The following is a 24,944-nucleotide window of genomic DNA, read 5'->3' as shown; positions in this document are numbered from 1 at the left end:
CTTTTTAGATTCTTAAATTTAAATTAAGCACGTCATATTCCTGCATATTTAACACTGGCTTTATATTATTCTTGTAAAATACGACTAGAAATTTTTAAGGACAAATATGTTTAAAAAAGCGATTTTTTCTATATTTTTACTTATCGTATCAGCATTTGGCGATCCGCTTTCGGTAGCCGAAGCTTTTGGGTTAAGTGCGAAAACCGACAGCCAAAATGTCGAATTTAGGTTTGATCTGGCAAAAGATATATACGTATATAAGGACACATTAAAAGTAATCAGCAAAGGCAAGACACTAAACGATCAGCTAAATTTGCCAAATTTTATAAACGACGGCAGTTTTGACGTATATCCTGAAAAATTTAGCTTATTTGTGCCTATAAATTTGCTTAAAGAGATAAATCAAAGCGACAGCTTTAATATCACGCTTGAGTATCAAGGTTGCGCCAAAAACGGCATTTGCTACCAACCACAAGTAAATAATTACAACGTATCAAGCGGCTTAAGCGGATACAAGATAGCGTTAATTCCAAAAGATGGCGATACGACCGTAGCCTCTAGCCTGCCTGGCGAAAGTGAGCTATCCGAGCAAGATAGTATCGCTAAAAATTTAAGCGACAAAGGGTTTGTTTTATCGCTTATTACGTTTTTTGGTTATGGAATTTTACTTTCGCTTACCCCTTGTATATTTCCTATGATACCGATACTTTCAAGCATTATCGTATCCAAATCAGGAGACAAACTAAACGCTAAACGCGGATTTTGGCTTTCGTTCATCTATGTCTTTGCCATGGCTTTAGCCTACGCGGTAGCGGGTATAGTAGCAAGTATCTTTGGTGCGGGACTTAGCGGCATGCTGCAAACTCCTGCGGTGCTTATCGGCTTTAGCTTGGTTTTTGTCGCACTTGCTCTATCGATGTTTGGACTTTACGAGCTTCAAATGCCTTTAAAAATCCAAAATTTACTCAACAAAAAAGCAGAAAACAAAGACGGAGTTATAGGAATTTTCATCATGGGATTTTTATCCGCTCTCATTGCAAGTCCATGCGTCGCAGCACCTCTTGCGGGCGTGCTTCTTTATATAGCGCAAAGCGGAAATGTGCTCTTTGGCGGATCGGCTCTATTTATCATGGGGCTTGGCATGGGTGTACCGCTTCTAATCATCGGTGCAAGCTCGGGCAAACTGCTTCCAAGACCGGGAATTTGGATGGATAACATTAAAAGACTCTTTGGCTTTATCATGATATTTATGGCGATATGGCTTAGCTCGCGAGTACTTGGCTCTAAGATAGAATTCTTGCTTTATGGTATCACGGGAGTGTTTATGAGCGTATATTTTGGAGCATTTGACAGCACAAACGAAAACAGCAGCTCCGGTAAAAAAGCTCTTAAATCGATATCTTTAATCCTATTTATTTATTCGTTCATACTTATCATAGGCTCTTTTACGGGAGCAAAGTCGCTTGCAAATCCCCTTGCAAATTTCGGCACATCGGGGGCTATAAATAACAAAGAGGCAAAATTTATCAGCGTATCAAACGTAAATGAGCTTGAAAATGCTATAAAAAGCTCAAGCAAGCCGGTTATGATTGATTTTTACGCTACTTGGTGCGTAAGCTGCAACGAGCTTGACGAGATAACATTTAAGGAGCAAGCGGTATTAAGCAGGCTTGAAAATTTAACTTTAATACGAGTAGATGTTACTAAAGGAAGCAAGGAAGACAACGAACTCATGAATAAATTCGGGCTTATAGGTCCGCCTGCGCTGATATTTTACAAAGGCGAAGAAGAACTAAAAAGTGCAAGACTTATAGGTTTTTATGAACCTCAGAAATTCATAGCTCATCTTGATAAATTTAAATTATAGCCTCTGGTCGTTGTTGCGTGTCGTAACACAAATTTTAAGCAAATTTAGCCTATACTTCTAATCCAAGCTGGTAAATTTGCTTGCTCATTTTTTAAAGTAGTAGCTCCACCATGCCCAGGGAAAAGTTCAAAGTCACCGCTCATGCCAAGGCATTTCTCAAGGCTTTTTTTCATATCGTTTTCATTTGAATATGGAAAATCATAACGCCCTATCGAGCGATAAAATAAAAAATCCCCACTAAATATCACGTCATCAACTCTTACCATCGAACATCCAGGAGTATGGCCCGGAAAATGCAGATAAGATATATTAAATTCTCCGATTTTAAAGCTCACGTCTTCAAATTTAACGCCGCCTACCGTTATGGCATCGCTCATAGTCTCGTATCCTTCACCAAAAATATCGCTTTGAAGCATGAAGTTATCGTCCTTATGAATATACACGTCAATATTAAATAATTTTTTTAAGCTAACGTTTGAAAAAATATGATCTGAGTGTCCGTGAGTATTAAGTATGGCGATAGGATTTTTTACATTTTCGGTTACAAATTTAAAGGCGTTTTCGCCCGGGTCAATGATGAGCTCAAAGCCGTTTTTAGAAACTATATAGCAATTTGTCTGGTATGAGCCGCAAGATTTAAATAATACTTTCATCTAAAATTTCTTTAATGTAAAATAAATATAATTTTTATTGTATATTTTTTAAGCTTAAAAGATTTTTTTATAAAAAAATAAGTATAATGCTAAAGAATAAATTAAATACTTGGTAATAAATATATGAAAGATTATAATCAGATCAGCTCTAAGTTACAAATTTTCTTATCTGACTACCTTGCAAAAAGCAAAGCGGAGAATTTTGTCATCGGTATTAGCGGAGGTATCGATTCAGCAGTTGTAGCAACGCTTTGTAAGATGGTTAAGCCTAAAAATACTTACGCTCTTATAATGCCTACTAAATTTTCAAACGAAGATAATTTAAAAGACGCCTTAACGCTTTGCAAAAAGCTTGACATCGGACATAAGATCATAAATATCCAGCCCATTTTAGATAGCTTTAGCGGTAGCATAGGCGAAAAACTATCGAATTTAAGAAGCGGAAATTTAGCCGCCAGGGTTAGGATGAGCTTGCTTTATGACTATTCGGCAAGCATAAACGCTTTAGTAGTAGGCACAACAAACAAAAGCGAACTAATGCTTGGATATAGCACTATCCATGGAGATTTAGCATGCGCTTTAAATCCTATCGGAGAGCTTTTTAAAACCGAAATTTTTGAATTCGCAAGATTTTTAGGAGTAAATGAGGCTATCATAACAAAACCGCCTTCGGCAGACTTTTATGAGGGTCAAACGGACGAAGGGGATATGGGATATGAATACGAAAAAATCGATAAGGTTTTAATAGATATAGAAAAAAAAGAGAGCAAAAAAAAGCTGTTAGGCAAATTTGACAACGCACTTGTAAATATGATACTTGCAAGAATATCAAGAAACAAATTTAAGCTTAGCATGCCACCGATTGCCAAGATAAACTAAATTAAGGAGTTGAAATTATGGAGGAAATTACATTTTACAAGCCATCTATCGACGAAAAAGAGATAGAGCTTATAAAAGAAGCCCTTAAGGACAACGGAGCTTCTATGATTAGCAGGTTTGAAGCGGAGCTTAAGAAGTATTTTGGCGTAAAACATGCGGTAACGACAAACAACGGAACGGCGGCACACCATCTTGCGCTTTGCTCTATAGATCTAAAACGCGGAGATAAGCTTATATGTTCGGTAAATTCAACTCCAAGCGTAGCGCAATCAATCAGGCATTTTGACGCCGAGCCGATATTTGTAGATGTAAACGAAGATGATTTTAACATGAATCCAAATTCGCTAAGAGATGTCCTTAAATTAAATAATCACAAAAAGCTAAAGGGCATATTTGTAAATCACGTAGCGGGTCAAGCTACCGATATGGATGAAATTTACGATATAGCTAACGAATACGGCATAAAGGTATTTGATGACGCAGGCAAAGGTATAGGGCTTACCTATAAAGACAAGAAAATAGGCTCTACGGATGACTCCTCTCTTGCTTGCTTTAGTATCCACTCTCAGCTTACAAATCCGATCGCAACTGCCGGATTTATGGTAACAAACGACGATAATATCGCAGAAAGAGCTAAGCTACTTAGAAATCACGCCATCATAAACGGCATTGATAAAGACGGAAATTTAAGCTATATATACGATGTGGTTGATATCGGCGTTAAATACGATCTTACGGCACTTTGCGCAGCTTATGCGATGGGTCAATTCGGTAAAAACGATAAATTTATCAAAAGACGCCAAGAGATAGCTAAAATTTACGATGAGCAGCTAAAAGACTGCCCGCACATCACGACTCCGATTAAAAAACGAGATCATACCTACGTACAATACATCATAAAAGTCGACAAAAATCGCGATAGCTTTGCCAAAGAGCTACTTGAAAACGGTATTCACACTTCGCTTCATCATATACCGATGCATCTTTTAAGCTATTACAAAAACAAATACGCACTTAAAGTAAATGCTTATCCAAATGCACTTAAAGTCTATCAGCAAGTACTTTCATTGCCGATTTATGCGGCTTTAAAAGATGAAGAGGTTTATAAAATTTGCGAAACGATAAAAGAGATAGCTAAACATCGTGTTTAAGAGGTTTGTGCATAGTTTTGCGCAGCGATATTTTTATAGTCCTGATTTAGCCTGCAAGCTTCTTGCGATACTGCTTTTGCCTCTTAGCGCTATTTATTTTATAGTTATTTGGGTCAAATTTAAGCTTGCTTCTAAAAAAAATTTTGATATCCCGATAATCAGTATCGGGAATTTAACCCTTGGCGGAAGCGGAAAAACCCCCCTTTGTATAGCTATAGCAAACGAATTTGAGGGCGGTTTTATCATCCTTAGAGGATATAAGCGCGCCTCAAAAGGGCTTAAAAAAATTTGCATAAACGGCGAAATTTTAACCGATGTCAAAACAAGCGGTGATGAGGCGATGGAGTATGCAAAAAGCGTTAAAAACGCAAATGTCATTGTAAGCGAAAACCGCGATGAAGCCATAAATTTAGCTCGCAGTCTTAAAGCCAGATACGTCTTGCTTGATGACGGCTTTTCTAAATTTCACATCAAAAAACTTAACATCCTCGTTAAGCCCTCACACGAGCCCTATTTTGATTTCGTCATACCAAGCGGTGCTTATAGATATCCTAAGAGCTTTTATAAATTTGCAGACCGTATCGTGCAAGAAGGAGTTGATTTCACTCGAGAAAGCGAGATCATTAACCCAAGCGACAGGATGGTTTTAGTTACCGCCATAGCAAATCCGGCAAGACTTAGCCCGTTTTATGAAAAGTGCGTGGGACGAGAATTTTTTGAAGATCATCATAGCTTTACCAAAGGCGAGCTTGAAGAGATTTTAAGGCGTTATAAAGCCACTTCGCTACTAGTTACCAAAAAAGATTTCGTAAAGATAGAGGAATTTGGCTTGCCGATATCTCTAATAACTCTTAAGACAACTCTTTCAAGCGATTTTAAAGAGCTTATCAAAGCTACTCTCTAGGCAAAATTTGCTATAATCGCCCAAAAAGGATCAAATTTGCAAAAACATATCAAAACAGCCGAAATTATCGTATCCGCACTCCCGTATATACAAAAATTTAGAGATAAAATTTTCGTCATCAAATACGGTGGTGCGGCGCAAATAGACGAAAAGCTAAAAAACGACTTTGCACGCGATGTGGTGCTGTTAAATTTAGTAGGCATAAAAGTGGTTATTGTCCACGGCGGAGGCAAAAAGATAAATTCCATGCTTGAAAAACTTGATATAAAAAGCGAATTTGTAGACGGACTAAGAGTGACAGATGAAGCGACGATGGAAGTCGTTGAGATGGTGCTAAGCGGGCTAATAAACAAAGAGATAACAGCCCTTTTAAACAAGCACGGCGCAAAAGCCATAGGCATAAGCGGCAAGGATGCTAATATGCTAAATGCGGTCAAGTCAGATAGCGGCAAATACGGCTTTGTGGGCGATATTACCGATGTAGATGAAAATATCGTGCTAAATTTGCTTAAAGAGGGCTTTGTGCCCGTTATCGCGCCTATCGCAACCGATAAAAACGCAAACAGCTACAACATCAACGCCGATCTTTGCGCAAGCGCGATAGCCTGCAAGCTAAAAGCCGAAAAGATAATGTTTTTAACAGATACGGCAGGGATCTTAGACGGAGAAAAAAATCTCATAAGCAAGCTTGATGAAGCAAGCATAAAAGAGTTTAAAAACTCAGGAGTAATAAGCGGAGGCATGATACCAAAAGTCGATGCCGCACTTGCTTGCGTAAAAAGCGGAGTTAAAAACTCACACATCATAGACGGCAGGCTGCCTCACTCCATACTTCTTGAGCTATTTACCGATGATGGAATAGGAACTATGATAAGATGAAATTTGTGATAACTTCCTGCGATAAAAAAGGCGCAAAAAAACTTTCAAAAAAACTCATAAAGCGTAAATTCGCAGCTTGTGTAAGCGTGATAAAGGCTAAAAGCACTTATGTGTGGGACGGCGAAATTTGCTGCGAAAAAGAGAGAATTTTACTCATAAAAACGGCTAAAAAATTTAAAAAAATAAGCAAATTTATAAAATCCAACCACAGCTACGAGCTTCCTGAAATCGCACTTATAAAAGCTGACGGTGCACTTAAAAAATACGCAAAATGGGTTAGAAAATCAACAAAAGGCAAAAAATGAAACTTCACCAAACAAGAGCCAATGAAAATGAAAATTTAAACGCGGTTGAATTTAGCCACGCGCTTCTTGCGCCTAGTTCAAACTACGGAGGGCTTTATGCTCCGCTTAACCTGCCTAAGCTGGATGATGAATTTTTCGCGCAAGCGCAGGAGTTAAATTATGAGCAAATCGCGCTTGAGATCATTAAAAAATTTGAATTTAACGTTAAAAACGATGTCTTTGAAAAAGCCTTAAAAAGATATCTGAAATTTGACAAGCCAAACGAGCCCGTTCAGATAAGAAAAATCGGCGAAAATTTATACATAAACGAGCTTTATCACGGACCTACTAGAGCTTTTAAGGATATGGCGCTTCAGCCGTTTGGAGTTATTTTAAGTGAGCTTGCTAAAAACAAGGGCGAAAACTACCTCATAATGTGCGCCACAAGCGGGGATACGGGTCCTGCTACGCTTGAAACATTTAGCGATGCGCCAAATATAAAAGTAGTCTGCCTCTACCCAAAAGACGGCACAAGCGAGGTTCAGCGCCTTCAAATGATAAACGCAAGCGCTAAAAATTTAAAAGTTATCGGCATAGAAGGTAACTTCGACGATGCCCAAAGAGCGCTTAAAACGCTTTTGGCTAGCGAAAATTTCAAAATAGCCCTAAAAGAACTTGGAGTATCTCTAAGCGCTGCAAATTCGGTAAATTTCGGGCGAATTTTATTTCAGATCATATATCACGTCTACGCTTACGTATATCTGCTAAAAACAGGTGTTTTAAACGCGCAAGATAGTTTTGACATCATCGTACCAAGCGGAAATTTCGGCAATGCGCTTGGAGCATACTACGCTAAAAAAATGGGTGCAAAAATAGACAAAATCAAAATCGTCTCAAATTCAAATAATATCTTAACCGAATTTTTTACCACCGGCGTTTATGATCTTAGAGGCAAAACCCTTGTAAAAACCATAAGTCCGGCTATGGATATATTGATCTCATCAAACGTAGAGAGATTGCTTTTTGATAAATTTGGAGCAGTTAGAACAAAAGAGCTTATGCAAAATTTAGCTCAAAACAGCTTTTATAGGCTAAATTCAGGTGAACTAGAAGAGCTTAAAAAAGATTTTGAAGCTGATTTTTGCAGCGATGAAGAGTGCGAAGAGATAATTAAAGAGCAAGCAAGCAAAGACGTCATAATCGATCCTCACACAGCTACTTGCTTTAAGATGAGTTCAAATTTAACGCGTCCAACCGTGATCACCTCTACCGCTCACTGGGTTAAATTTGCGCCAAGTATGTTTAAGGCGTGTAAAAATGAAGATCTAAAAGATGAAAGATCAGGACTTGAAGCCTTAGCAAAAGAATTTAGCGATATCGTTCCTGAGTCTATAAAGTCGCTATTTAGCTCACAAGCCGTTCATACCGACATAGCGCATGAAGATGAGATAGAGGATAAAATTCTAAACTGGATAAGGCAATGATAGTAATACCCGCTCGCCTTGCTTCAACAAGGTTTCATAATAAAATTTTACAGCCCATCAACGACTTGCCGATGTTTATCGCAACCGCAAAAAGAGTGCAAAACGTGGATGAAATTTTAATCGCGGTTGATGATGAAGAGGTGCTTAAAATAGCTAAAAAACACGGATTTAAGGCAGTCATGACAAGCAAGGATCATCAAAGCGGAACCGACCGTATAAATGAGGCGGTTACAGTTTTAAACCTCAACAAAGACGAAATTATCATAAACGTTCAAGCCGATGAGCCTTTTATAGAGCCTGAAAATATAGCTAAATTTAAAGATTTCTGCGAAAAAAACCGAGAAAAAGCGTTTATGTTTTCATGCTACAAAACGATAGACGATAAAAATGCCGACGATAAAAATCTAGTTAAAGTCGTAACTGACAAAGACGGCTTTGCACTGTATTTTTCTCGCTCAAGAATTCCTTTTAACAGAAGCGAATGCAACGCTTATAAAGCGCATCTTGGCATCTACGGATATAGCGTAAAAGCGCTTAATGAATTTTGCGCATTTAAACCCTCTTTCCTTGAAGATACTGAAAAATTAGAGCAATTAAGAGCGCTTGAAAACGGTAAAAAAATAGCCATGCTTGAAGTAAGTAGCCAAAGCATAGGTATTGACTGCGAAGAGGACCTACAAAGAGCCTTGAATAAATTTTCAAACAAATAGCCTTGCGTTGATTTAAATTAACGATTTGCGCGATGAAATTTGCTAAATTTACGCCAAAGGAAGCAAAATGACGCAAGAAAAATTTATAGAGCAAGTTAGCACAATGGCAAAGTTTTTAAGCATAAATTGCAAGGATAATCATCCAAGCGCTTTTAAAAACGATATAAATTTAAATCTTGCATACAAAGGCGAAAACCTCAACTTTAATGTTTCTACATCGCTTTGCAATGAGTGCGAGGAGTTATTTTACTACGCTCACGAACGCCTTAGCGAGTGTCCGCACGAAATAAAGCCAAGCTGTAGAAAGTGTCCGCATCCTTGCTACGAAAAAAGCAGATGGAAGCAGATGGCAAAGATAATGAGATATAGCGGCATGAAGCTTGGGCTTACTAAAATTAAAAAGATGTTTGGATTCTCAAATAACAACTAGGCTAGAGTTACATATAAAATAATTTGATCTTTTTAAGAACGCTAAAAATTCACGCTCTTTTACTGCTCTTTAGCCTTCTCCTCCGCCCTTCTTATAGCGCTTTGCTTTTGCAGATTGTCTTTGTAAATTTTAAAGATATGATCTTCTAAAACAACTATCTGAAAAGTTCCTTCAAAAACTTTTATATCTTTAGTTCTTCCAACTACTCTTACTTCACGTTTCTTGCTCTCGCCAAAGTGAGCGTGAGCATCAAATTCTATCATCTCGTTAAGTCTGGTCGGGGCATAGAAGTGAATTTTAGCTCCTATCATCACGCTGTGAGTTTCATTTACGGAAGCAAGTGCCGCATAACTAGCCGCAGAGAATACAAATCCGCCATGTATAAGCCCTTCACTGTCCGCCACCATTTCGCTACTAGCGAAAAAATTCGTCTTAGCGTGATTTGGCTCAAGCGCCGTAACTGTTCCGCTTAAATTTAGCTTGATATTTGGAGATGTTTTAAGCTCGTTGCGAAACGGATTTTCATCCTCGGGCAGTATTACGCTTTCTTGCACACTGTCATCAAATATATTTTCACTCATACTTTTCCTTAAATTCCAAGTTTTAGATAGACTCTTTTTGGCGCAGGATACCCTTCGATAGTCAAATTCGGATCGTTTTCATCTAAGAAATTTTCCAAACTCTGACCCAAAATCCAATCCGTCTTTCTCTGCTCACTAAAATCCGTATCTTTTGTAGCTAAAATTTCAATATCCTTAAATTTAGCTCTTTCGCACCAACCCGTTAGCGCATCTATAGTCGGCACAAAATATATGTTTGGTATCTTTGAATATGTCTTTTTAGGGCTCAGCGCAAATTCGCCGCGCATATCTATATACATCGTATCCAAAAACACCTCGCCGCCTTTATTTAACGAGCCTTTTAGCTCTTTTAGCATCTTTACCGGATCGCTTCTATGATAAAGCACTCCCAAGCAAAAAAGCGTGTCAAATTTATGCTCATAATACGGCAAATGCTCAACCCCAAGCAGCTCATAATCAATACTCGAGCGCACAAAACGATTGATAAATTTAAACTGCATAAACGTATTTATGCTAGGGTCAAAACCAATCAATTTTTTCGGCTTAAAAGGCAGCATCTTAAATAGATAATAGCCGTTATTGCACCCTATGTCGCCTACGATTTTACCCTCTAAATTCATATGTGGCTTTAAGATGTTAAATTTCACAAAGCTTCGCCACTCAGAGTCGATAAAGATATCATCTATCTTAAACGGACCCTTGCGCCACGAGCGCAAATTTAGCGCCATATCCAAGATATCTTCACGCTCGCTTTCATTTAAATTTGAGCGAATTTCTACACAATCGCCGAAATTTAGTTCGCTTTCACGCTCTTTCATATCACAAATTCGCTTCCAAATTTCAGCGTTTATTTTGCTATGAAGCTCTTTTAGGCGTAAATTTCTGATTTCGTTTAAGTTCATTTTGGCCAATCGACTATATTTTTCGGGCAATCCTTGCGGTAAGTGCCCGTAGCGTCATAATACTCTTTACAATCATTATAATAATTCGTAGAAACTCCACGCTCATTTACGAACAAGCACCCGCCAAGCAAAATTCCAACCGATATCAAAAGCAAAATTTGTCTCATAAGGCTCATTTATTAAAACTTATTTAAAAAATTTAACGTATTTTTTCTTCATATATTCAATTACTTCGATGACTTCATCAACACCCTCGGCTTCACTTGTTTCAAGAGCGTCTTCAATGCACTCTATATAAGTTTCAGCTGCATCTTGCAAGCACTCTTTTTTCACGCCCGCGTAATAAAGCATACCCTCAAGCATGACCGAAAGTTCGTAACTTAACTCATCTATACTTAGCTCTTCTTCTCTCATTTTTGCTCCTTTTGCATAGTTTTTTTAGTTATAAGATCAACCATCTGCGCCTTGATATTTTCATAATTAAAGCTATCTTTAAACGCAGCAAACAGCCCGCCGCTAGCGTTTACGTGTCCACCGCCATTTACCAGATGCTTAGCCATCGCGCTTACATCAACCTTGCCGTTAGCTCTGAAACTTAGCGTTTTTTTATTCGTAACATCGATGAAAAAATCAATATCATCATTTGCAACCAAAAAATCATTGCCTATCACGGAAGTATTTCCGATATTATAGGTTAAAATTCCTCTAAATTCGTTGTAGCTAATCGTAAATTTTTCTTTGTTTTCGCTTAGTAGCTTCACAACATAGCTTGATATAAGGTTACTTAGCGTGTCGTCTTTGTCTGCTCTAAAAAACTCTTTTTTAAACCCAAACACAGCCTCATCAAGTCCGATATAGTCGTTTTTGTCATTAAAAAACTCTCTCGCTCTTGAGATAAGGTAGCTTATATACTCAAAGCTCGCTTGCTCAAACATCACTTTATTTATCTCTTTTGCATTTGCAACAAGACCCAAGCAGACCTTGCCCATCTCAAAATTTTCATCATCCTTAAGCCATATATCAACGGCATTTACTACATCGCTAAATTTCTTAAGGCTCTCGTCAACTCCGTAAATTCCTGCAAAAAAATCATGCGTTATCTTAGTAGCACACCTTGAGCTATCGAGGAAATACCAGCCAAATTTGCTCGCACACTCCGCTCCGCTTTGGTGATGATCAAGCAAGATCAGCTTGGCGTTTTTACCGTCAAGCGCTTTTTCGAATTCTTCGCATTGAGTAACGGTTAAATTTAAATCCGTTATCAAAACAATCGCTTTTTCGTCATTCAAATTATCCAAAATTTCACTAAATTTCTCATCGATCTCACGCCCGTAGTTTGAGTTATAAAATTTCACATCTTTAAAATAGTGCGCCGTGATAGTCTGCGCGCCGTATCCATCAAGATCGGTGTGAGAGAGGTGGTGTATCGTCATCTTTTTCCTTTATAAATTTTCAATCTCAATCGTGCCAAGCGTTTCAAAAGGCGTATTTGGCGTAACCTCGGCGAAGCTAAGCACCACGATATCTATGCCAAAATTCGTGCAGATATCGGCTATAAATTTTCTAAGACTTGGCTCAACGCAAAGCACCATAGCTCCGTGCTCCGAAAGCGCACGTCTAGTCCTTGCGTCTCTGAGGGCTTGAACGATAGCCGAAGTTTGAGCGACATTTATCATCAAATGATAAGCTCCATCTTTATACTGCACGGCGTCTATTAACTTTTGCTGTGCAGAAGCTTCGATGATATAAAAATTTAGCCTTCCGCTCTCATCTACATACATCGAAGTTATCGCGCGAGCCAAATTTGAGCGCACATGTTCGATGATCATATCAATGTTTTTGCTAACTTCGACTATATCGCTAAGAGATTCAAGTATGCTAAGCATATCTTTTATAGGAATTGAGTCTTTTAAAAGAGCTTTTAAAACCTTTTGTATAAGCCCGATAGGCGCTATTCTAAGCGTATCTTCAACGATAACAGGATACTCTTTTTTAAGCTTGTCAAGCAGGTTTTGCACCTCTTGGCGAGTTAAAAGCTCGGCTGAATTTTGCTTGATAAGCTCGCTCATATGCGTTGATATCACGCTTGCAGGATCAACTATCGTATATCCGCTTAAGATAGCGTCTTCCTTCACGCTTGAATCAATCCACAGCGCATCAAGCCCAAATGCAGGCTCTTTAGTAGCGATTCCTTCGATAGTATCGCTAACCAGTCCGCTATCCATGGCTAGAAATTTATCCGCGTAAATTTCACCCTGGCCTATTACGATACCCTTTAGCTTAAAGCGATACTCGTTTGGCGGGAGCTGAAGATTATCTCTTATACGAATTTTTGGCATTAAAAAGCCAAGCTGGGTAGCGATATTACGCCGCATAGCACGAATTCTCTCGATCAGATCGTTATCGGCTAGTTTTAGCAATCCATAACCAAGATCAAGCTCTAAAATTTCAAGCTTTAATATATCATTTATCTTTGCTTCCTCTTCGCGCGCTATCTCCTCATCGCTCTTTTTAGGAATTTTTTGAGTAGCGGCTTGCTGAGCGTTTTGCTCTTGCGTGGCCTGTGTTTTTGAAGCAGGCAAGATAGAAATTTTACCCTCTTGCGTCTGCTTCATAACGTATCCGATACCCAAAAAAAGCAGTCCCATAAAGCCAAGCGAAAGCGTAGGAAGTCCCGGAACCAAAGCAAACATAAACAGTATAAAGCCAACAATCAGCAAGGTTTTGTATTCGCCCAAAAGTTGAGTTAGCACTCCCTCTGCGAAATTTTCTTCATCTTTACTAGCTCTGGTTATGATGATAGCGGTTGCGGTTGATGTGATGAGTCCCGGAATTTGACTTACAAGCCCGTCTCCTATGGTAAGTATAGTGTATGTTTGAGCCGCGCTTGCCATGTCCATATCATGTTGAAAAGCGCCGATTAAAAAGCCGCCGATGATATTTATAAGAGTGATGATAATGCCCGCTACGGCGTCGCCCTTTATAAATTTAGACGAACCGTCCATCGCTCCGTAGAAATTCGCTTCGGCGATTATGGATTCGCGCCTCTCGCGCGCTGTTTTTTCATCTATGAGTCCTGCGTTAAGATCGGCATCTATAGCCATCTGCTTGCCGGGCATCGCATCAAGAGTAAAACGAGCCTGCACTTCCGAAACGCGAGTAGAGCCCTTAGTAACGACCATAAAATTTATAAGCACTAAAATAGTAAAAACGATAATACCGATTACGTAGTTGCCGCCTACGACAAACTGCCCAAAGCTTGAAATGATCTCGCTAACCGCGTCAGGACCGTTGTGTCCTTCGCTTAATATCATTCTTGTCGTTGCGATATTTAAAGAAAGCCGAAAGAGCGTAACGATAAGAATTAGCGTCGGAAAGGTGCTAAGGTCGGTAGGTTTTGGTATGTAAACCGAGATTAAAATTATCAAAACCGAGATAGATAGCGAAAGCGCAAGGAAAAAATCAAGCACCGCACTTGGAAGCGGAACTATGATAATAGCTAAAATCGCCATTATCACGCCTACTATCGCTAGACCCTTAAGCCTTAATATAGGCTCGATAAACGGTGCAACCAGAGTTAGGATATTACGTTTTTTTTGAGCCAAGGCTACTTCTTAATGATGTGTGACAGTTTTATCGTGTCTAAGAAATCATCGATTTGAATTTGAAGAGTGTTAAACGTCGACCAAATTTTACACATAGCGCCTTGATTGCTAGGGCAATCCTCAAGCGACGAAGAGCATTCAAATACTGCCGTTTTGCGCTTTTCCGCGCTTTCAAATATACGCTTAATGCTTATATTTTCAGGAGCATTGGCCAGCAAAAAGCCTCCGTTTGCGCCTTTAAAAGATATCAAAATTTTCTCTCTGGCAAGCCCTTGTAAAATTTTTGCTAAAAAACTTTTTGAAATTCCAAGCTCGTTTGACATCGTATCGACATCCACGGGAGAGTCCTTTTGAGAGATGTATATAAGCGAGAGCAAAGCGTATTCGCTGGCTTTTGTAAAAAGCACAAATTCTCCTTTTTTGGTTGTATTTTATAAAAAACTATCTGCAAATTTGATTAAATAGTAATTTTTGAGATATTTTAGCAAATTTTTAAATTTTATGATATAATCGGCTTTTTTAATTTCACCAATCAGGAGGTCATTATGGCTTTGGATTCGGCTAAAAAAGCAGAAATAGTTGCGAAATTCGCTAGAAAAGAAAACGACACAGGTTCGCCTGAGGTTCAAATAGCTCTCCTAAGTGCGAGAATTGCTGAGCTTACAGAGCACTTGAAAGTATTTAAGAAGGATTTTTCTTCAAGACTTGGTCTTTTAAAACTAGTCGGTCGCAGAAAACGTCTTTTAAAATATCTTAAAAACAAAGACTATACAGCGTATTCAAAACTTATATCTGAGCTTAATTTAAGAGATAAATAATCAATAAGCCTCTTTTGAGGCTTTCTTCTTCAAAAACAAAACCTATATATTTTATTTTGATCTAAAAACAAGATTCTTTAAATTTATATTTTTATTTACCCTGCTTTTAAATTTATTAAAACTTACAACTATCTTTTTATGTGACCACTCATAGATGTTTTTAATTTTTGATCCTCTGTTTGCATAAATTGCTGCAAAAACCTCTTCAAGATGCGCTCTTTCTTTTTGTGTTAATCTATCCATCTAAATTTCCTATCAATTTTCTTATTTTTTTAACTACATACACGACATCTTCATCATCAAGCTCACAAAGAAGCTGACACACTGCAATAGCGGCTTGAGGCTTTGAAATTCCAAGCTTCCAGTCCTGATAAGTTCTCATTGATACTCCAAGGCGTTTTGCCATTTGGGCTTGTGAAATTTTCTTACCCATATTTTTTGATTCGACAGCATTGTGCAACAAATTAAAAATATCGCTTATCTCTACCATTGTGTGATTATACAGTTTATATTATTAAATATACATAAATTATTATAATATAATGAAAATAATTTATATAAAATCTATTTTATATTATATTTTATATTTTATTTATATTATTTTATACATTATTTCGTATAAATTTATTTAAATATATACAAATTTGATAAATCTAATATCCAAAAGACAATACTTTCCTTGTTAATTAAAATATGAGTATATAAGGCTAAAGTTATCTAAATAAAATCTTTTAATTTATATACTTGACAATATCTAACTCAATATTGTATAATTCTTCTAGCAATTAAAATAAAAGAGTGCTAATATGATAAAAACCGGCAAGAGAGATTTGATACTGCAATCTATCATAAAAGCTTATTTGAATGACAATTCACCAATTGGTTCAAGCGAGCTTTGCTCTCGTATGTCAGTAGCGATTCCAGCTTCGACTATCAGGGTTTATTTTAAAAAACTATCAGATGAAGGAGCCATCACACAGCTTCATATAAGTGGAGGAAGGATACCTACTGCCTCAACTATGAACGCATATTGGCAAACCCATCTTAGCTTTGACAAAGAGCTTGAAATTTCAGATGAGTATTTTTTGAAAGAACTCGCCAGAGATTTTGAGATTTATTGTATGATTTATGGTAATAAGTATCAAATTTTAGAAGAAATTTTGAACTTAAACGATAGATTTTTAGTTTTAAATTTTAGTAGTGACGAGATTGCTCTTAAATTTGATCGTAGAGTCGAGAAATTTTTAAGCAATCTTTTAGGAATTAGCTTGGATAGACTTGAGGAGATAGCGTCTCAAGTAGGATTAAACGAGCTTAAAAACAGAATCAAAGAGTTAAAGAGAACGAAAATTTATTTTCAGGAAAATGAAAAAATAGCATTTAGCATGTTTAAAGACGAGAGATTTAAAATGATATTAGATCCCGGCTTTGAGCGGTTAATGGGCTCAAATTTAGCGTTTTCTCCGCTTTTTGACGACGGGTATATCGGTATAAAGCAAGACGTGAAATATCTTGGCGATGAGGCTAAGATGATTTGTGCGGGAAGCGTTTATACGGATTATGAGAAATTTTTTAACTATATAAAGGATGCGGCATGAGTGAAGAGATAAAAGCACAAGATCTAATACCTGATGAAGGTAGCGATGAGAGCATTAGCTTTGGCGATGATAATCTAAAAAATCTTGAGCTTCAAAAGCAAATTGATGAGCTAACGGATAAGTATTACAGAGCCAATGCTGATTTTGAAAATATCAAAAAACGATTTGAAAAAGAAAAAGTTGATCTAGTAAATTATGCTAACGAAAAATTTGCAAGAGATCTTTTGCCGGTGATTGACGCTCTGGAAATGGCGGCGAATTTCAACCCTGAAGGCGATGAATTTGCAGCCAAAATCAAAGAGGGCATCAATATCACTATAGACCAGTTTAAAAAATGCTTTGAAAAGCACGGCGTAACGGCTATTAGCACGGATGGTGAATTTGATCCGAATGTGCACAATGCCATGATGAGGGTTGAAAGCGATGCTCACGAAAGCGGTGCGATCGTGCAAGTGATACAAAAAGGCTACCTTATAAACGGTAGAATTTTGCGTCCCGCAATGGTTTCTGTGGCTAAGTGATTTGGCTTAGTGTTAAAGATTAATGCTTAGTTGAAAAACGCGTTAAATTTAAGCTAAAGTTGCGCTAAATTTTAAAAATAGCGAAAATATAAAATAAAATTGAAATAAAAATCTAAAATAAAGGAAAAACAATGGGAAAAGTTATAGGAATAGACCTTGGTACGACAAACTCTTGCGTAAGTGTCTATGAAAGAGGCGAAAGCAAGGTTATACAAAACAAAGAGGGCAAAAACACAACTCCTTCTGTTGTGGCTTTTACAGATAAAGGAGAGGTTTTAGTAGGCGACAGCGCAAAACGTCAAGCGGTAACAAATCCGGAAAAGACCATCTACTCTATAAAAAGAATTATGGGTCTTATGAGTAACGAAGATGCCGCAAAAGAGGCTAAAATTCGCTTGCCATACCACGTGGTGGATAGAAACGGCGCTTGCGCTATCGAGATAGCCGGCAAGGTATATACTCCGCAAGAAATTTCGGCTAAAGTCTTAATGAAGCTAAAAGAAGATGCCGAAGCATATCTTGGAGAGAGCGTTGTAGATGCTGTTATAACAGTACCTGCTTACTTTAACGACAGTCAAAGAAAAGCAACAAAAGAAGCAGGCACGATAGCGGGACTAAACGTGCTTCGTATCATAAACGAGCCTACGGCAGCCGCTCTTGCATACGGGCTTGACAAAAAAGAGGCTGAAAAAATAGTAGTTTATGACCTTGGTGGCGGTACTTTTGACGTAACGGTTCTTGAAACAGGCGATAACGTAGTAGAGGTTCTCTCAACAGGAGGTAATGCGTTCTTGGGAGGCGATGACTTTGATAATCGCTTGATAGATTGGTTGGCTGACGAGTTCAAAAAAGAAAACGGAATTGATCTAAAAGGCGATGTAATGGCACTTCAAAGACTAAAAGAAGCTGCCGAAAATGCCAAAAAAGAGCTTAGCTCCGCTCAAGAAACAGAGATAAATTTACCATTTATCACGGCTGACGCGACAGGTCCTAAGCACCTTGTTAAAAAGCTTACAAGAGCAAAATTTGAAAGCATGATCGATGATCTTGTAGGAGAAACGATTAACAAGATTAACGAGGTTGTAAAAGAGGCGGGATTAAACAAATCCGAAGTAAAAGAGATCGTTATGGTTGGTGGTTCTACACGCGTGCCGCTAGTTCAAGAAGAGGTTAAAAAGGCTTTCGGCAAAGAGCTAAATAAATCCGTAAACCCTGATGAAGTGGTTGCCATAGGTGCGGCGATACAAGGTGCGGTTATCAAAGGCGACGTAAAAGACGTATTGCTTCTTGACGTTACTCCGCTAAGCCTTGGTATCGAAACACTTGGCGGCGTGATGACAAAGATCATAGAAAAAGGTACAACTATACCTGTCAAGAAAAACCAAGTGTTCTCAACAGCCGAAGATAATCAAAGTGCAGTTACCATACACGTGCTTCAAGGTGAGAGAGAATTTGGAAGAGATAATAAATCTCTTGGGCAATTCAACCTTGAAGGCATCCCGCCTGCTCCTCGCGGAGTGCCTCAAATAGAGGTTGAATTCGACATTGACGCAAACGGAATTTTAACTGTTTCAGCTAAAGATAAGGCGACAGGTAAAGCTCAAAACATCACGATTTCGGGTTCAAGTGGACTAAGTGATGACGAGATAAACAAGATGGTAAAAGACGCAGAGCTTCATAAGGAAGATGATAAAAAACGCAAAGAGGCGGTTGAAGCAAGAAATCAAGCCGATTCACTAGCTCACCAAACAGAAAAGAGCCTAAACGAGCTTGGAGATAAAATTTCAAGTGAAGATAGAGCAAATATCGAAAGCGCTTTGAATTCGTTAAAAGAGACTCTAAAAGATGAAAACTCAAGTAAAGAGCAGATAGACGCTAAGGTAAAGGCACTTAGCGAAGCAAGCCACAAACTAGCAGAAGCGATGTATAAGAAAGACAACGCTCAAGCCGGCGAGCAAAGCGGCGGAGCAAACAAGAAAAAGGATGACGACGTAATTGACGCTGAAGTCGAATAATATAGAAATTTAAGGGGTGGCTTCGCCCCTTAAATTTTATCTCAGCTCATACAAACCACAAATTCTTTCAAATAAGTTTTACTATATCTACTATGACCCACAGCTGCAACGGCTTGATTTCCAAGATCGCTATAAGCTTTTTCTTAAGCCTGTTGCAAATTGCGCTTACTCTCGCCATATAAAACTCATCAGAGCTTCTAACTTGCAAAAACTTGTACAAAGTGTTTTACGCGTGGCATACTATGCAAAACCGATACGCTTTTATAATCAGAATTTTATAGATGAAATGAAGCAGAAATTTAAAAAATGAAGAGCTTAAACTCTCCATTTAATTTTACCCAAGTAGCCTTGCGACTTGATTTTGCAAATTTGAAGTATTGTGAATTTGAGCAAATATAGAAGCGTTAAGCTTGATAGTGTTTGAATTCAAAGAACCGATGTTTTTTGCTAAATCATCATTTAATAAATTAGCTTCGCTTGCTCTTAGCGCGGTATTTTTAGCTAAACTTGCGTTTATGCTTGAAAAAATTCCGTTTTGAGTAGAGCCTATCTCGGAGCGAAGAGAGTTGATCGAAGATATAAAATCAACCACACTTTGCTGATCGTTTATATCCAAATTCTTTAAATTCACACTCGATAAATTCACGCTTGCGGTTTTATCTCCCATAAAAAAGCTCAAATTTTCAGAAAATATATTTTTACCGTTAAAGCTAGCTTGCGCGATACTATCTTGCATAGATTGCGTAAGAGCATTTGCCTCGCGAGTTAGCATATTTCTTTGATCTTGATTTAGTATGGGGCTATTCATTTTAACGGATAGTTCATTTATCCTATCGGCACTTTTGGTTATGTTTTCAAGCGTAGAATCCGCTATCTGAAGTATCGCGATAGCGTCGTTTGCATTAGCTATGCCCTGCTCTAAAGCCGAACTTTGACTTCTTAAATTATCCGCTATAATCAAATTCGCACTGTCCTCGCCGCTTATAGCACGATTTGCCGCTATGTTGTTTAGGGCTTTTTGAGTTGCGTTTTTTGCTTGATCCAGATACTGATTTTGAGTGCTTGCAAAATTATTTCCAAGTTTCATATAAATCTCCTATTTTTTTACTCATTATACAGATAGGCTCATAAATTTCTTATAAACCAATGCCCGTTAGCTCGTTATATCTAATTTCAACCGATCGCTTATGCGCAGTCAATCCCTCAGCCTCCGCAAGCTTCATGCAAGCTTGCCCGAGCTCCGTGATGCCTTTTGCGCTAACGGATATGATAGAGCTTTTTTTAATAAAATTTTCAACACCCAGAGGAGAGTAAAATCTAGCGCTTCCTCCGGTAGGTAAAGTATGGTTTGGTCCTGCAAGATAATCACCCATAGCCTCAGGCGTAAAGTGCCCTATAAATATAGCGCCCGCATGCCTTATATCACTCATAATCTCCATAGCGTCATTTGTGGCTATCTCAAGATGTTCAACCGCCAGTTCGTTCATCAGATCAACGCACTCTTTTATATCGCGAGCTACGATAATCGCGCTTTTATTCTCTATGCTGGCTCTTGCGATTGATTCTCGTTGCAAGCTTTTTAGCTCCTCGTTTATACACCTTTGAACCTGCGCGGCGAAAGCTTGGTTTGGAGTTATCAAAAACGCACTGGCAAGCTCGTCATGCTCCGCTTGACTTAGCATATCTATAGCTATATGGCGAGGATTTGCGCTCTCATCGGCTATCACTCCTATCTCACTAGGTCCCGCTATCATGTCGATATTTACTTCACCATAAACAAGCTTTTTAGCAGTGGCCACATAGATATTTCCGGGACCCGTTATAACATCTACTTTTTTTATCAAATTTGTTCCATACGCCATAGCGGCAATAGCGCTCGCTCCGCCTACCTTATAAGCCTCTTTGATGCCACAAATATGCATCGCCGCCAAAAGCAGCTTATTTACCTTGCCTTCAACGGCAGGAGTGCACACGACTATCTGCTTAACCCCTGCAACTATGGCAGGTATAGCGTTCATAAGAAGCGAGCTTGGATATGCCGCCTTTCCGCCAGGTATATAAAGCCCCGCTCTATCTACGGGCGTATATTTAGCTCCCAAAAGAACTCCTTGATCGTCCTTTTGTGTCCATGTTTGAGGAAGGCTTTTTTCATGATAAGCCTTAATGCGATCATAGGCTAAATTCAAAGCGTGTCTTAATGAATCATCTATTCCGTCATAGGCTCTTTGCATATCGACAGGATCTATTTTAAAATCCGCTTCATTTGGCTTCCAGCGATCGAATTTGCCAACCTGTTCAAAAAGAGCCGCGTCGCCGTTTTTTTTCACATCGTTTAAAATTTCCAAAACAACAGGAGTTACGCTTCCCATATCCATATCCGAGCGATTTACCAGCTGTTTAAAGCTATCTTTAAAATTCTCATCGCTTGTAAGTAAAAATTTCATCTTATCACCTTCTATTTATCTTTCTTTCATATCTAAGCTTTTGGCTGATATTGCCCAAGATTCCGCCCTGATGGATATATAAAATCTCGTTTTCAAATTTATCCAAATTTGAAAAAAGAGTTATAAGCCCCACAGGATCGTATATGAGATCAAATTCTATCTTTGTCTCTTTTAAAATTTCTTGCCAAATTTCATAAAGCTCAAATTTCAAATCTCCGAAGTGATACTTCTTTGGCGGATTTAAAATTTCAACCTTTGAATTCAAATCAAGAGCCGAAATTTGCTCCCTTAAATACTCCTCATCCCCCACGCAAGGACAGGTTAGCACTCTAAATTTAGTGTGCTTTGCAAGATAAGCCGAACTCGTTCCGGTTCCTGATGGCAAAAATATATCAACCGTTTTGTCGCTACCGCTAGCCCAACTTTCTATCTCTCTAGCTTGAGTTATAAAACCCGCTTCAGCCTCGGGCTGTGCTACGCCTTCATTTATAAAAAGCGCTTCTTTGTCGCTTGCAAGCTCTTTTGCTTTAGCTTCTCTATCTTCATCTATAAAAAGCTTCATGCCGTTTTGCAAAGCGAATTTGAAATTTCCGATAGGATTTTCCTTCAAACTTGAGCTTAGATGAGATACTACGTAACAAAACTCAAGCCCTTTCATCTTGGCAAACACGCTTAAGCTATACATCGCATTTGACTGACTTGAGCCGTGGCTTACTACTCTTTTGACGCCGTTTAGGTTTGAATTTAAAAAATACTCAAGCTTTCTGGCTTTATTGCCGTTAAATTCGCATCCGATAAGATCATCCCTAAGCAGATAAAAGCTAAGATTTCTAAATTTGATAGGCTCAATATTTTTTATTTTGTCGCTCCAAAAACTCTTCGATCTCTCTCATGGCTTCTTTATCCGAGATTGAAATCTTAATCTCAATCCGCCTTGAAGCCTCGGCATCTTCCTTGCCGTCTTTCATGATAAGATCGCTAAAACTACGCCCGCTAGCGATAAGATACTCTTCTAATCTCTTATCGCTATTCCAAGAGTATATAAACTCAAGCACTTCATAAGCGCGCTTTTGCGACAGATCAAGGTTGTACAGATAGCTTCCTACCGAGTCGGTGTGCCCTTCGATTACTATCTTATCGATATGTTTGCGAATTTCATCGCTATTTAAAACAGCTTCAAAGTAACTCTGCAAGATCTCTTTAAGCTTCTCTTTTGACTCTTCTTTAAGAGTGTGCGAGCCAACATCAAAAAGTATCGAATTTGGCAGAGCAACAACTCCTGAAGCAGGATCGATATGAACCTTATCGCCAAGCTTAGAGCGCAAATTTGAGATGACGTTTGAGTGCAAAAGACCTAAATTTTTAATCTGCGTTTTAGTATCGTTGTAATCTTTTTCAAGATTTTCATACCTCAATCCTTGAGCCTCAAGACTTGCCAAAAGCTCGCTTACTTGGCGTTCTTTTTCGCTAAGGCTTATTATAAGTTCTTTAACCTGCAGATCCAAATTTTCAATCGTCTTATTTGCATCATCAAGCTTATGTGCATAAGCTGAAGTAATATTTTCAAGGCGTGATTTTTCATCTCTTATCCTGCGCAAGCGCTCGTTTATAAGCTCGTTTATCTCTGCTAATTCTTGGTTTTCAAGCTTTGCGGTGTTTAAATTCGAAAAGATATTTTGTATAAGAGCCTCTTTGTTTCTAAGCTCTTTTTGAGCTATAGTAAGATTTTGCTCTTGGGATTTTAAATTTACTTGAAGGCGCGCTATATCGCTTTGCGTAAGGACGTATTTGACGACTACCGCACCGATTATCAGCATAAAGACAAACATGAGCCCGGCCATCAAATCGGCATAAGATATCCAAAATGTCTGATCGGAATTGTGTCTTTTATCTTCTATCTTCATCTAATATGCTTGTTTTTTCTATGCTTTCAAGGATTTCACTAGCCTCTTCATCAAGTTTCATAATATCTTTTCTAAGCTCGCTAATAAGCGTACTGTTATCTTCGTATGCCAAGCTAGCTTCATCGTCAAAAGCCGTTTTAAAAGCTTGCACTCCGTCTATCAAAGAGTCCTTAAAGCCGTCCATAGCTTGCTTTTGCTTTTCTAAAATTTCATTGCTAAATATATGAAGCGAATTATTAAAGCTCATAACTCCGCTTTGAATTTCGCTCACGCTTCGTTCAAGACGTGAAATTTGATCGCCGCCGACTTCATAAAGTCTATTGTATTGCTCTGAAAATTTTATCTGCATATCTTTGATGTTGCGATTAAATTGATTGATGACGTTTAAAATTTCGCTATGAATTTTAACCAAATCCCTTTGCTCTTTTGTCGTCTTTAGTAGCGTATTCATCGTTTGCTTTACGCTTTCACTGCTAAGCTTAACCGCATTTTCTTCGGCCTTTAAAATGTCGGTAAAAATTTGAAATTTCTTGTTTATAGCTCTATCAAGCTCGGTAAAAAACTCCTGATTGCTCACATGCTCAAAGATAACTCCAATCTTTTCAAAGTGCGTTAAGCTCTGCTGCAAATAGCGTTTATCGATCTCTTCCTTGCTCCAGAAAAAATCACTCGTGGCGTTTTTTTGCCGTCTAACGAGAGTTTCAAATTTGCTCATCCCATATCGCTCAAAAAATATCCACCAAAGCGCAAGAAAAATTCCGTAAATAGAAACGTAAAACGCAGTCGCAACACCGCTTAAAAGGATAGAAATTTCCTTTTCAAGACCGACTGTGTTTGATGAGTTAAACTCGGGCATTGAGATAGCTATGCTTATAAATGTTCCTAAAATTCCAAGCATAGGGAAAATTCCCGCTCCGACCGAAGCGAAATTTTCATTTCTTAAATTTCTTGTGTAGTAGGCTACAAAATCATCAAAGCTGGCATTTGATTTGGTGTCTTTGCCGATCACCAAAAGATGCTTAATGATGTATTCTTTGAGACTTCGCTTGAAGTCAGCTCCGCTTTGCTCAAAATAGCAGCAAGCAAGCTCGGCGCTATGTTTAGCAAAGATTAGCGCAACGACAAGTATCACACCCATCATAATGACGGTGTGAAGTCCGATATCGAAATTTATCTTTTTAAAATAACCAAGAAGCGCTACTACATAGATAAGAACGGGTACAAAAACTATCTTAAGATAGACAAAAGACGCTCTCCTGCCCTTGGTTTCAGGGATAGCCAAGTCGGCAAATGCGTTATTTTTGACATCCATACT

General features: G+C 38.3%; 28 protein-coding genes. 13 read left to right on the top strand and 15 right to left on the bottom strand.

Annotated features, from left to right (window positions below; all coding sequences use genetic code 11):
- Positions 1–106 precede the first annotated feature (106 nt).
- Entirely contained in the window at positions 107–1,867 is a 1,761-nt protein-coding gene (gene dsbD / locus ACHJH3_RS05640; RefSeq protein ID WP_407063940.1) for a protein-disulfide reductase DsbD, read from the top strand.
- Positions 1,868–1,911: 44 nt separating this feature from the next.
- Here the strand turns inward: dsbD and ACHJH3_RS05635 are convergent, their stop codons facing one another.
- The gene (locus ACHJH3_RS05635) at positions 1,912–2,520 is read right to left on the bottom strand and encodes an MBL fold metallo-hydrolase (protein ID WP_407063939.1); all 609 of its coding nucleotides are present in this window, start codon (positions 2,518–2,520) and stop codon (positions 1,912–1,914) included.
- Positions 2,521–2,643: 123 nt separating this feature from the next.
- Between ACHJH3_RS05635 and ACHJH3_RS05630 the strand changes: the two genes are divergently transcribed.
- The 8 genes from ACHJH3_RS05630 (at position 2,644) to ACHJH3_RS05595 (ending at position 9,241) form a co-directional block, all read left to right on the top strand.
- On the top strand, positions 2,644–3,399 hold the full coding sequence (locus ACHJH3_RS05630) for an NAD+ synthase (RefSeq protein WP_407063938.1): 756 nt from the start codon (positions 2,644–2,646) through the stop codon (positions 3,397–3,399).
- A gap of 17 nt (positions 3,400–3,416) precedes the next feature.
- A complete protein-coding gene (locus ACHJH3_RS05625; protein WP_407063937.1) occupies positions 3,417–4,550 on the top strand; it encodes a DegT/DnrJ/EryC1/StrS family aminotransferase in 1,134 nt (377 codons plus the stop codon).
- Positions 4,543–5,454 (top strand): tetraacyldisaccharide 4'-kinase, encoded by a 912-nt coding sequence (locus ACHJH3_RS05620; RefSeq protein ID WP_407063936.1) that lies wholly within the window; start codon positions 4,543–4,545, stop codon positions 5,452–5,454. The genes ACHJH3_RS05625 and ACHJH3_RS05620 overlap by 8 nt, the downstream gene beginning before the upstream one ends.
- 36 nt (positions 5,455–5,490) lie before the next feature.
- Positions 5,491–6,333 carry an acetylglutamate kinase gene (gene argB / locus ACHJH3_RS05615; protein ID WP_169942390.1) on the top strand — a complete coding sequence of 281 codons (843 nt, stop codon included), beginning with the start codon at positions 5,491–5,493 and terminating at the stop codon, positions 6,331–6,333.
- Positions 6,330–6,638: a divalent-cation tolerance protein CutA gene (gene cutA / locus ACHJH3_RS05610; RefSeq protein ID WP_407063935.1), complete on the top strand. Its 309-nt coding sequence runs from the start codon at positions 6,330–6,332 to the stop codon at positions 6,636–6,638. Before argB ends, cutA begins: the two co-directional genes overlap by 4 nt.
- Positions 6,635–8,101 carry a threonine synthase gene (gene thrC / locus ACHJH3_RS05605; RefSeq protein ID WP_407063934.1) on the top strand — a complete coding sequence of 489 codons (1,467 nt, stop codon included), beginning with the start codon at positions 6,635–6,637 and terminating at the stop codon, positions 8,099–8,101. The genes cutA and thrC overlap by 4 nt, the downstream gene beginning before the upstream one ends.
- On the top strand, positions 8,098–8,811 hold the full coding sequence (kdsB, locus tag ACHJH3_RS05600; protein WP_407063933.1) for a 3-deoxy-manno-octulosonate cytidylyltransferase: 714 nt from the start codon (positions 8,098–8,100) through the stop codon (positions 8,809–8,811). Before thrC ends, kdsB begins: the two co-directional genes overlap by 4 nt.
- Positions 8,812–8,878: 67 nt before the next feature.
- A complete protein-coding gene (locus tag ACHJH3_RS05595) occupies positions 8,879–9,241 on the top strand; it encodes a nitrous oxide-stimulated promoter family protein (protein ID WP_407063932.1) in 363 nt (120 codons plus the stop codon).
- 59 nt (positions 9,242–9,300) lie between these two features.
- Here the strand turns inward: ACHJH3_RS05595 and ACHJH3_RS05590 are convergent, their stop codons facing one another.
- Genes ACHJH3_RS05590 through ACHJH3_RS05560 form a run of 7 tightly spaced genes read right to left on the bottom strand, consistent with a single transcriptional unit; the run spans position 9,301 to position 14,736 of the window.
- A complete protein-coding gene (locus ACHJH3_RS05590) occupies positions 9,301–9,822 on the bottom strand; it encodes a PaaI family thioesterase (RefSeq protein ID WP_407063931.1) in 522 nt (173 codons plus the stop codon).
- Between the two features lie 8 nt (positions 9,823–9,830).
- Positions 9,831–10,724: a tRNA 5-methoxyuridine(34)/uridine 5-oxyacetic acid(34) synthase CmoB gene (cmoB, locus tag ACHJH3_RS05585; protein WP_407063930.1), complete on the bottom strand. Its 894-nt coding sequence runs from the start codon at positions 10,722–10,724 to the stop codon at positions 9,831–9,833.
- Entirely contained in the window at positions 10,721–10,891 is a 171-nt protein-coding gene (locus ACHJH3_RS05580) for a hypothetical protein (RefSeq protein ID WP_254064895.1), read from the bottom strand. The genes cmoB and ACHJH3_RS05580 overlap by 4 nt, the downstream gene beginning before the upstream one ends.
- A gap of 19 nt (positions 10,892–10,910) precedes the next feature.
- Positions 10,911–11,138 carry a hypothetical protein gene (locus tag ACHJH3_RS05575; RefSeq protein WP_407063929.1) on the bottom strand — a complete coding sequence of 76 codons (228 nt, stop codon included), beginning with the start codon at positions 11,136–11,138 and terminating at the stop codon, positions 10,911–10,913.
- Positions 11,135–12,157, bottom strand: a complete 1,023-nt coding sequence (locus ACHJH3_RS05570; RefSeq protein ID WP_407063928.1) for a DHH family phosphoesterase — start codon at positions 12,155–12,157, stop codon at positions 11,135–11,137. The genes ACHJH3_RS05575 and ACHJH3_RS05570 overlap by 4 nt, the downstream gene beginning before the upstream one ends.
- Positions 12,158–12,166: 9 nt before the next feature.
- Positions 12,167–14,329, bottom strand: coding sequence for a flagellar biosynthesis protein FlhA (gene flhA / locus ACHJH3_RS05565; RefSeq protein WP_407063927.1), 2,163 nt, complete (start codon positions 14,327–14,329; stop codon positions 12,167–12,169).
- Between the two features lie 2 nt (positions 14,330–14,331).
- Positions 14,332–14,736, bottom strand: coding sequence for an RrF2 family transcriptional regulator (locus ACHJH3_RS05560; protein ID WP_407063926.1), 405 nt, complete (start codon positions 14,734–14,736; stop codon positions 14,332–14,334).
- Between the two features lie 138 nt (positions 14,737–14,874).
- Here ACHJH3_RS05560 and rpsO point away from each other — a divergent pair, with 138 nt between their 5' ends.
- Positions 14,875–15,147, top strand: coding sequence for a 30S ribosomal protein S15 (gene rpsO / locus ACHJH3_RS05555; protein ID WP_407063925.1), 273 nt, complete (start codon positions 14,875–14,877; stop codon positions 15,145–15,147).
- A 51-nt stretch (positions 15,148–15,198) separates the two neighbouring features.
- Here rpsO and ACHJH3_RS05550 read toward each other — a convergent pair whose 3' ends face one another.
- The gene (locus ACHJH3_RS05550) at positions 15,199–15,390 is read right to left on the bottom strand and encodes a hypothetical protein (RefSeq protein ID WP_407063924.1); all 192 of its coding nucleotides are present in this window, start codon (positions 15,388–15,390) and stop codon (positions 15,199–15,201) included.
- Entirely contained in the window at positions 15,383–15,637 is a 255-nt protein-coding gene (locus ACHJH3_RS05545; protein ID WP_169942380.1) for a helix-turn-helix domain-containing protein, read from the bottom strand. Before ACHJH3_RS05545 ends, ACHJH3_RS05550 begins: the two co-directional genes overlap by 8 nt.
- Before the next feature lie 316 nt (positions 15,638–15,953).
- Between ACHJH3_RS05545 and ACHJH3_RS05540 the strand changes: the two genes are divergently transcribed.
- The 3 genes from ACHJH3_RS05540 to dnaK all read left to right on the top strand — a co-directional run bounded on the left by ACHJH3_RS05540 (position 15,954) and on the right by dnaK (position 19,281).
- Entirely contained in the window at positions 15,954–16,745 is a 792-nt protein-coding gene (locus tag ACHJH3_RS05540) for an HrcA family transcriptional regulator (protein ID WP_407063923.1), read from the top strand.
- The gene (grpE, locus tag ACHJH3_RS05535) at positions 16,742–17,266 is read left to right on the top strand and encodes a nucleotide exchange factor GrpE (RefSeq protein ID WP_169942376.1); all 525 of its coding nucleotides are present in this window, start codon (positions 16,742–16,744) and stop codon (positions 17,264–17,266) included. Before ACHJH3_RS05540 ends, grpE begins: the two co-directional genes overlap by 4 nt.
- A 131-nt stretch (positions 17,267–17,397) precedes the next feature.
- On the top strand, positions 17,398–19,281 hold the full coding sequence (gene dnaK, locus ACHJH3_RS05530) for a molecular chaperone DnaK (protein ID WP_407063922.1): 1,884 nt from the start codon (positions 17,398–17,400) through the stop codon (positions 19,279–19,281).
- Positions 19,282–19,615: 334 nt separating this feature from the next.
- On the opposite strand, the gene ACHJH3_RS05525 is transcribed toward dnaK, so the two are convergent.
- The 5 genes from ACHJH3_RS05525 to ACHJH3_RS05505 are packed head-to-tail and all read right to left on the bottom strand — an operon-like array spanning position 19,616 to position 24,941.
- The gene (locus ACHJH3_RS05525; protein ID WP_407063921.1) at positions 19,616–20,368 is read right to left on the bottom strand and encodes a flagellin; all 753 of its coding nucleotides are present in this window, start codon (positions 20,366–20,368) and stop codon (positions 19,616–19,618) included.
- 49 nt (positions 20,369–20,417) lie between these two features.
- A complete protein-coding gene (gene hisD / locus ACHJH3_RS05520; RefSeq protein ID WP_407063920.1) occupies positions 20,418–21,725 on the bottom strand; it encodes a histidinol dehydrogenase in 1,308 nt (435 codons plus the stop codon).
- Between the two features lie 4 nt (positions 21,726–21,729).
- Positions 21,730–22,575, bottom strand: a complete 846-nt coding sequence (locus ACHJH3_RS05515) for a 1-aminocyclopropane-1-carboxylate deaminase (protein WP_407063996.1) — start codon at positions 22,573–22,575, stop codon at positions 21,730–21,732.
- Entirely contained in the window at positions 22,571–23,629 is a 1,059-nt protein-coding gene (locus tag ACHJH3_RS05510; protein ID WP_407063919.1) for an OmpA family protein, read from the bottom strand. The genes ACHJH3_RS05515 and ACHJH3_RS05510 overlap by 5 nt, the downstream gene beginning before the upstream one ends.
- Complete coding sequence (locus tag ACHJH3_RS05505; protein ID WP_173031254.1) at positions 23,613–24,941, bottom strand: MotA/TolQ/ExbB proton channel family protein; 1,329 nt, start codon at positions 24,939–24,941, stop codon at positions 23,613–23,615. Before ACHJH3_RS05505 ends, ACHJH3_RS05510 begins: the two co-directional genes overlap by 17 nt.
- Positions 24,942–24,944: the final 3 nt, after the last annotated feature.

It is taken from the genome of Campylobacter canis, from assembly GCF_045504005.1.
In the GTDB taxonomy this organism is placed as follows: Bacteria; Campylobacterota; Campylobacteria; order Campylobacterales; family Campylobacteraceae; genus Campylobacter_A; species Campylobacter_A canis.
The sequence above is the reverse complement of the archived record's forward strand: the minus strand, read 5'-3'. Positions and strand labels throughout refer to the sequence as shown.

Excerpts from the sequence above, each read along its gene's own strand:
- dsbD (WP_407063940.1), top strand. The coding sequence starts at position 107 with ATGTTTAAAAAAGCGATTTTTTCTATATTTTTACTTATCGTATCAGCA.
- ACHJH3_RS05635 (WP_407063939.1), bottom strand. The coding sequence starts at position 2,520 with ATGAAAGTATTATTTAAATCTTGCGGCTCATACCAGACAAATTGCTAT.
- ACHJH3_RS05630 (WP_407063938.1), top strand. The coding sequence starts at position 2,644 with ATGAAAGATTATAATCAGATCAGCTCTAAGTTACAAATTTTCTTATCT.
- ACHJH3_RS05625 (WP_407063937.1), top strand. The coding sequence starts at position 3,417 with ATGGAGGAAATTACATTTTACAAGCCATCTATCGACGAAAAAGAGATA.
- cutA (WP_407063935.1), top strand. The coding sequence starts at position 6,330 with ATGAAATTTGTGATAACTTCCTGCGATAAAAAAGGCGCAAAAAAACTT.
- thrC (WP_407063934.1), top strand. The coding sequence starts at position 6,635 with ATGAAACTTCACCAAACAAGAGCCAATGAAAATGAAAATTTAAACGCG.
- kdsB (WP_407063933.1), top strand. The coding sequence starts at position 8,098 with ATGATAGTAATACCCGCTCGCCTTGCTTCAACAAGGTTTCATAATAAA.
- ACHJH3_RS05595 (WP_407063932.1), top strand. The coding sequence starts at position 8,879 with ATGACGCAAGAAAAATTTATAGAGCAAGTTAGCACAATGGCAAAGTTT.
- ACHJH3_RS05590 (WP_407063931.1), bottom strand. The coding sequence starts at position 9,822 with ATGAGTGAAAATATATTTGATGACAGTGTGCAAGAAAGCGTAATACTG.
- cmoB (WP_407063930.1), bottom strand. The coding sequence starts at position 10,724 with ATGAACTTAAACGAAATCAGAAATTTACGCCTAAAAGAGCTTCATAGC.
- ACHJH3_RS05580 (WP_254064895.1), bottom strand. The coding sequence starts at position 10,891 with ATGAGACAAATTTTGCTTTTGATATCGGTTGGAATTTTGCTTGGCGGG.
- ACHJH3_RS05575 (WP_407063929.1), bottom strand. The coding sequence starts at position 11,138 with ATGAGAGAAGAAGAGCTAAGTATAGATGAGTTAAGTTACGAACTTTCG.
- ACHJH3_RS05570 (WP_407063928.1), bottom strand. The coding sequence starts at position 12,157 with ATGACGATACACCACCTCTCTCACACCGATCTTGATGGATACGGCGCG.
- rpsO (WP_407063925.1), top strand. The coding sequence starts at position 14,875 with ATGGCTTTGGATTCGGCTAAAAAAGCAGAAATAGTTGCGAAATTCGCT.
- ACHJH3_RS05550 (WP_407063924.1), bottom strand. The coding sequence starts at position 15,390 with ATGGATAGATTAACACAAAAAGAAAGAGCGCATCTTGAAGAGGTTTTT.
- ACHJH3_RS05545 (WP_169942380.1), bottom strand. The coding sequence starts at position 15,637 with ATGGTAGAGATAAGCGATATTTTTAATTTGTTGCACAATGCTGTCGAA.
- ACHJH3_RS05540 (WP_407063923.1), top strand. The coding sequence starts at position 15,954 with ATGATAAAAACCGGCAAGAGAGATTTGATACTGCAATCTATCATAAAA.
- grpE (WP_169942376.1), top strand. The coding sequence starts at position 16,742 with ATGAGTGAAGAGATAAAAGCACAAGATCTAATACCTGATGAAGGTAGC.
- dnaK (WP_407063922.1), top strand. The coding sequence starts at position 17,398 with ATGGGAAAAGTTATAGGAATAGACCTTGGTACGACAAACTCTTGCGTA.
- ACHJH3_RS05525 (WP_407063921.1), bottom strand. The coding sequence starts at position 20,368 with ATGAAACTTGGAAATAATTTTGCAAGCACTCAAAATCAGTATCTGGAT.
- hisD (WP_407063920.1), bottom strand. The coding sequence starts at position 21,725 with ATGAAATTTTTACTTACAAGCGATGAGAATTTTAAAGATAGCTTTAAA.
- ACHJH3_RS05510 (WP_407063919.1), bottom strand. The coding sequence starts at position 23,629 with ATGAAGATAGAAGATAAAAGACACAATTCCGATCAGACATTTTGGATA.
- ACHJH3_RS05505 (WP_173031254.1), bottom strand. The coding sequence starts at position 24,941 with ATGGATGTCAAAAATAACGCATTTGCCGACTTGGCTATCCCTGAAACC.